This is a genomic window from Thermus sp. (assembly GCF_037444525.1).
In the GTDB taxonomy this organism is placed as follows: domain Bacteria; phylum Deinococcota; class Deinococci; order Deinococcales; family Thermaceae; genus Thermus.
Genome location: NZ_JBBIMD010000094.1, coordinates 1 through 5,276, shown reverse-complemented (window position 1 = coordinate 5,276; position 5,276 = coordinate 1). Strand labels below are relative to the sequence as shown.

At 66.8% G+C, this 5,276-nt stretch carries 6 protein-coding genes; all 6 read right to left on the bottom strand.

Annotated features, from left to right (window positions below; genetic code table 11):
* Nucleotides 1-202: 202 nt before the first annotated feature.
* From argJ to plsY, 6 genes are read right to left on the bottom strand one after another with little or no spacing between them, the layout of a single operon-like run.
* Nucleotides 203-1,348, bottom strand: a complete 1,146-nt coding sequence (argJ, locus tag WKI94_RS11425) for a bifunctional glutamate N-acetyltransferase/amino-acid acetyltransferase ArgJ (RefSeq protein ID WP_337845853.1) — start codon at nucleotides 1,346-1,348, stop codon at nucleotides 203-205.
* A complete protein-coding gene (gene argC / locus WKI94_RS11420; RefSeq protein WP_337845854.1) occupies nucleotides 1,339-2,376 on the bottom strand; it encodes an N-acetyl-gamma-glutamyl-phosphate reductase in 1,038 nt (345 codons plus the stop codon). The genes argJ and argC overlap by 10 nt, the downstream gene beginning before the upstream one ends.
* Before the next feature lie 2 nt (nucleotides 2,377-2,378).
* Nucleotides 2,379-2,897: a Uma2 family endonuclease gene (locus WKI94_RS11415; RefSeq protein WP_337845852.1), complete on the bottom strand. Its 519-nt coding sequence runs from the start codon at nucleotides 2,895-2,897 to the stop codon at nucleotides 2,379-2,381.
* Nucleotides 2,898-2,901: 4 nt separating this feature from the next.
* Nucleotides 2,902-3,807 (bottom strand): ornithine carbamoyltransferase, encoded by a 906-nt coding sequence (gene argF / locus WKI94_RS11410; RefSeq protein ID WP_337845851.1) that lies wholly within the window; start codon nucleotides 3,805-3,807, stop codon nucleotides 2,902-2,904.
* 47 nt (nucleotides 3,808-3,854) lie between these two features.
* The gene (bshB1, locus tag WKI94_RS11405) at nucleotides 3,855-4,538 is read right to left on the bottom strand and encodes a bacillithiol biosynthesis deacetylase BshB1 (protein WP_337845850.1); all 684 of its coding nucleotides are present in this window, start codon (nucleotides 4,536-4,538) and stop codon (nucleotides 3,855-3,857) included.
* Nucleotides 4,531-5,133, bottom strand: coding sequence for a glycerol-3-phosphate 1-O-acyltransferase PlsY (gene plsY / locus WKI94_RS11400; RefSeq protein ID WP_337845849.1), 603 nt, complete (start codon nucleotides 5,131-5,133; stop codon nucleotides 4,531-4,533). Before plsY ends, bshB1 begins: the two co-directional genes overlap by 8 nt.
* Nucleotides 5,134-5,276: the final 143 nt, after the last annotated feature.

Sequence of the window (5,276 nt, the reverse complement as noted above, 5' to 3'; positions counted from 1 at the left end):
GTTTCCCTCACTGCTTCCCTCAAGATCATCTGGAGGGTATCCTGATCCATGGGGTACCTCCTCTCCCGTTGGTACCCCCATTCATACACATACCCTTACACATAATTCCTTACACGACCGGGCTTGGGGATCGGTCAGGTGCTCAGGGCGGTGGCGTGAGTATGCAGCTGAATATCCGAAAGGGGGGTAAAATCAACCTGTTTTACGTGGTGTAAAGCGCATTGATCTTCACATACCCCTCCGTCAGGTCGCACCCCCAGGCCTCGGCCTGGAAGGGGCCTTCCTTCAGGTCCGCCTCCACCACCACCTCCTCCGCCCGCATGGCCTGGCTGGCCCCTTCCCGGTCAAAGGGAAGCGCCCCACCCCGGTAGAGGGGAATGCCCTGGAGGCGGATCTCCACCTTTAGGGGGTCAAAGCGGGCCCCGGAGTTGCCTAAAGCGGCCAGGATCCGGCCCCAGTTGGGGTCGTTCCCGTAGAGGGCACTTTTCCAAAGGGGGCTTGCCGCTACGGCCCGGGCGGCCCGCCTGGCCTCCTCCTCCGTGGCCGCCCCCTGGACGCGCACGGTCATGAGCTTGGTGGCCCCCTCGCCGTCCCGGGCGATCTTGCGGGCCAGCGCCCGGGCCACCTCCTCCAGGGCCGAAAAGAGAGGCTCCAGGGGCACCTCCCCATAGGCCCCATTGGCCAGGACCACGGCCAGGTCGTTGGTGGAGGTGTCCCCGTCCACCGTGACCTGGTTGAAGGTGTGGTCCACGATGCCCTGCCAGTGCGCCCTGAGAACCTCCTGGGGCACGCGGGCGTCCGTGACCAGGAAGGCCAGCATGGTGGCCATGTTGGGGTGGATCATCCCGCTTCCCTTGGCCACGCCCACGATTCGCACCCCCTCCACCTCCCTTTCCGCCACCTTCACCACCAGGTCCGTGGTGAGGATGGCCTCGGCCAAGGGGTCGGCAAAGGGGCCGAGTTCCAGCTTGGGCATGGCCGCTTCCACCTTCTCCACCGGCAGGGGCACCCCGATGACCCCGGTGGAAGCGGTGAGGATCTCCTCCGGGGAAAGGCCAAGCCGGAAGGCGGCGAGCTCCGCCAGACGCTCGTCGTCCCTATAGCCCCTTTCCCCGGTGGCGCAGTTGGCGTTCCCCGCGTTCACCACCACCGCCCGCAAGGGGTGGCCCGCCGCGTAGAGGCGGCGGCCCCGGTGGACAGAAGGGGCGGCGGCCCGGTTTTTTGTGGCCGCGTAGGCCCAGGCGGCGGGAAGCCCCGAGGCGAGAAGGGCCAGGTCGGGCTTGCCCGAGGGCTTGATCCCCGCCCGCACCGCCCCGGCACGGAAGCCCCTGGGGAGCCTTACGGCCATAAGCCCTCCTTGGGAAGGCCGGTCTCCTCGGGAAAGCCCAGCATGAGGTTCAGGTTCTGCACCGCCTGGCCAGCCATGCCCTTCACCAGGTTGTCCAGGGCGGCAAAGACCAGGACCCGCCCCGTGCGCGCTTCATACAAGGGCTTCACGTCCACCCGGTTGGAGCCCAGGGTGCCCTTAGTCTGGGGGAGGTCTTCCGTTATCCGCACAAAAGGCTCCCCCGCGTAGAAGTCCCGGTAGAGGGCTTCCAGCCTCCCCTGGTCCCAAGCCCCCTCCACCTCCGCCTCCGCTGTGACCAGGATGCCCCGGGTCATGGGGACGAGGTGGGGGGTGAAGGAGAGGCGCACCCCTACCCTCCCCCCATGGGTGCGGGGGAAGCGCCCTTGGGCTAGGAGGCGGCCTAGGTTTAGCTCCATCTCGGGGATGTGCCGGTGGGTGCCCCCCACCTTGTAGGGCTTCAGGTTCTCGTTCACCTCGGCAAAGAAGGTCCCCTCCCCTTCCCGTCCTGCCCCCGAGACCCCGCTTAGGCCCACCACAAAAGCCCCCTTCAAAGCCCCTTCCACCGCCAGGGGGGCCAGGGCCAGGGTGGTGGCGGTCACGTAGCACCCGGGGTTGGCCACAAGCCCCGCCTCTCTAAGCTCCTCCCGGTGGAGCTCGGGCAGGCCGTAGGCCGCTTCCGGGTAAAGCCCGGGGCTTTGGTGGGGGATGCCGTACCAGGCCTCGTAGACCTCAGGGGGCAGGCGGAAATCCCCCGAGAGGTCTATGACCCGTTTGCCCGCCCCCAGGATCTCGGGCGCAAGCCCCATGGCCAGGCCATTGGGCAGGGCCAGGAAGACCACCTCCGAGCGGGCGATGACCTCTTCCTGGGGGAGGAAAAGGCGCCCATCCCAAAGCTGGGGCCAGGCGGCGGAAAGGGGCTTCCCCTCATACTTGCGGCTGGAAAAGCCCACCAGCTCCACCCCGGGGTGGCCCTTAAGGAGGCGGAGGAGCTCCGCCCCCCCGTACCCCGAGGCTCCCAGGATCCCCACCTTCACCATGGGACCTCCACCGTGGTCTCAGGGAAGGCCAGGGGGGCCACCCCTTCCCCAGGGCTAAGCCAGAGCTGTTCCCGGTAATGGTCCCCCTGGGGGCCACGGAAAATCCAAAGGCGATACCCGGTCAAATCCACCACCCAAACCTCAGGGATCCCCGCCTGGGCGTAAAGGGGGAGCTTACGCCCCAGGTCGTAGTCCAGGGTGGATTCGGAGATCTCCACCAGGAGGAGGACGTCCCCCGGGCTTGGCAGCCTCTTAGCGTAGGGGCCCGGCCGCAACAGTAAAAGGTCAGGCTCCAGATGGGTGTCCGGAGGGATGCGCAAAGGCCCTTGGGGCTGAACCAGGGCTTCGGGGAAGCGCTCCAAAAAAAGCTGGTTAAGCCGGTTCAACAGGTAGGCGGGCTTCGGTCCAATGGGCGCCATCCGGTATAGCTCCCCCCTGAGGAGCTCCACCCCCCTTTCGGGAAGGGGGAGCTTGAAGAACCCCTCCAGGCTAAAGCGGTAAGGCCGGACCATATCCCTACTTTAACAGCGCGAGGAGGGCGGCCTTGGCGGTGTGGAGGCGGTTTTCCGCCTGGTCAAAGACCCGGCTTCTAGGCCCATACACCGCTTCCTCCGTGGTCTCCTCCCCGTAGTGGGCGGGCAAGCAGTGGAGGAAGATCCCCTCCGGGGCGAGGAGGGCGAGGAGGTCCCCGTTCACCTGGAAGCCCCGGAAGTCTCTAAGGCGCTTTTCCCGCTCGGCCTCCTGGCCCATGCTGGTCCAGACATCGGTGTAGAGGGCGTGGGCCCCAAAGACGGCCTCCTTGGGATCGTGGGTGAAAAAGGCCCCAGCGCGCCTCAAGAGCTCAGGGTCCGGCTCGTAGCCCTTGGGGGTGGCGACCCGCACCCTTAAGCCCACCAGGGGGGCCACCTCCAGGAGGGAGTTTAGGACGTTGTTCCCGTCCCCCACCCAGGCCACCTCGAGGCCCCTTAGTCCCCCAAAGGCCTCCTTCAGGGTGAGGAGGTCCGCTAAGGCCTGAAGGGGATGGGCCCGGTCGGAAAGGGCGTTCACCACGGGGATGCGGGCGTAGCGGGCGAGGGCTTCCACCGTGGCGTGGGCGTAGACCCGGGCGGCGATGCCGTCCACGAAGCGCTCCAGGTTCTTGGCAATGTCCCTTACGGGCTCCCGCTCCCCAATGCCCACCTGCTTCTGGTCCAGGTAAACCGCGTGCCCCCCCAGGTGGGCCATGGCCACCTCGAGGGTGGTGCGGGTGCGTAAGGAGGGCTTCTCAAAGAGGAGGGCCAGGGTCTTGCCCTTCAGGTCCTCCCCCCGGTAGCGGGTGGCCTTGAGCTCCTCTGCCAGGGCCAGGAGGTGCTGGATGGCCTTGGGATCGTAGCCGCCAAAGTCCAAGAGGTCCTTAGGTAAAGCCAGGGCATCTCCCCCCATGAGGCCTATAGCATACCGCCTCCTTGCAAACTTATGCAAGGGCGCCCTTAGGCCCGGCCCCAGGGCACGTAGAGCAGGGGCAGGGGGCTCACGAAGGGCTCGGCATAGTCCACCCCCAGGTAGTTGCCCCAGTGGCGGCGCATGGCCTTCCGGGCCTCCACCCCCTTAGGCCCCACGGTCTCGCTCACCGCCTCCCCGGCAAACTGGCTCCTGTAGGCCAATACCGCCCTCTCCCACTGCTCTATAAAGGCGGAGATCTTCACCAGGAAGCTTGGGGTGAAGGGGTGGTTCCCAGGGTAGAAGAAAAGCCGCTCCACCCGGTGGGGTTCCCCCCCAAGGGGGGCTTTGGGGAGGGCCGCCAGGTGGACCGCGGCCACGGCCAGGCGGCTGGCCGCGGTGTGGTCGGGGTGACGGTCGGCCTCGAGGGGGGCGAAGACGATGCGGGGCCGAAGCCGTCTCAGGGCTTCCGCCAAAGCCAAGCGTTGCTCGGGCACATCCCTTAAGCCCCCATCGGCTAGGCCCAGGTTGCCCCGGAAGTCTAAGCCCAAGATGCGGCTTGCGGCCTCCACCTCCTTGGCCCTTTCCTCCGGGGTGCCCTTGGTGCCCATCTCCCCCCGGGTGAGGTCCAGGATCCCCGTGGAAAGCCCCTCAGCCTTGGCCCGGGCCAGGGTGCCCCCGCAACCCAGCTCCCCGTCGTCGGGGTGGGGGGCCAGGACCAGAAGGTCAAGCACCCCGCACCTCCACCTTCTCCCCCAGGCGCCTTTCCGTCCCCTCCTGGAGCCTCTTAAGGTTTTCCCGGTGGGTCCAGAAGATGAGGGCGGCCAGGGCCAAAACCATGGCCACCTCCCAAAGGGGGCGGCCCAGGGCCAAGGCCAGGACGAAAGCCGCAACCCCCCCGGCCATGCTCCCCGCGGACACGTAGCGGGTGATGAGCATGACGCTCACCCCCATGGGAAAGGTCCAGAGGGCCAAAACGGGGTCCAGGACGAGCAGGGTGCCAAAGCTGGTGGCCACCCCCTTGCCTCCCCTAAACCCCAGGAAGAGGGAGTAGTTGTGCCCCAGCACCGCGGCCAGGGCCACCCCCCCAAGGAGCCAACCTTCTATCCCCACCGCCCGGGCGATGAGCACCGCGATGCCTCCTTTGAACACGTCAAAGAAGGCCACCACGAAAGCGGGGCCCGGGCCTAAGGTGCGGAGGACGTTGGTGGCCCCGATGTTGCCGGAACCCACTTTCCGGATGTCCACCCCGTAGGTGCGGGCCACCAGCACCCCTGCAGGGACGGAACCAAACAGGTACGCCAGAAGGAGGACGAAGAGGACCTCCATACCCCCATCCTAAGCCCTGCGTTCCGGCAGGCCCAAGCCCCTTCAGCTGCTGGCAGAGGTGTAGCTCCTCAAAGCGAAGCGGAAAAAAGCCCGGACAAAGAGGAAGAGGGCGAGGGCAAGCCCCAGGGCCAGGAGGAAGGGCG

Excerpts from the sequence above, each read along its gene's own strand:
- argJ (WP_337845853.1), bottom strand. The coding sequence starts at position 1,348 with ATGGCCGTAAGGCTCCCCAGGGGCTTCCGTGCCGGGGCGGTGCGGGCG.
- WKI94_RS11415 (WP_337845852.1), bottom strand. The coding sequence starts at position 2,897 with ATGGTCCGGCCTTACCGCTTTAGCCTGGAGGGGTTCTTCAAGCTCCCC.
- argF (WP_337845851.1), bottom strand. The coding sequence starts at position 3,807 with ATGGGGGGAGATGCCCTGGCTTTACCTAAGGACCTCTTGGACTTTGGC.
- plsY (WP_337845849.1), bottom strand. The coding sequence starts at position 5,133 with ATGGAGGTCCTCTTCGTCCTCCTTCTGGCGTACCTGTTTGGTTCCGTC.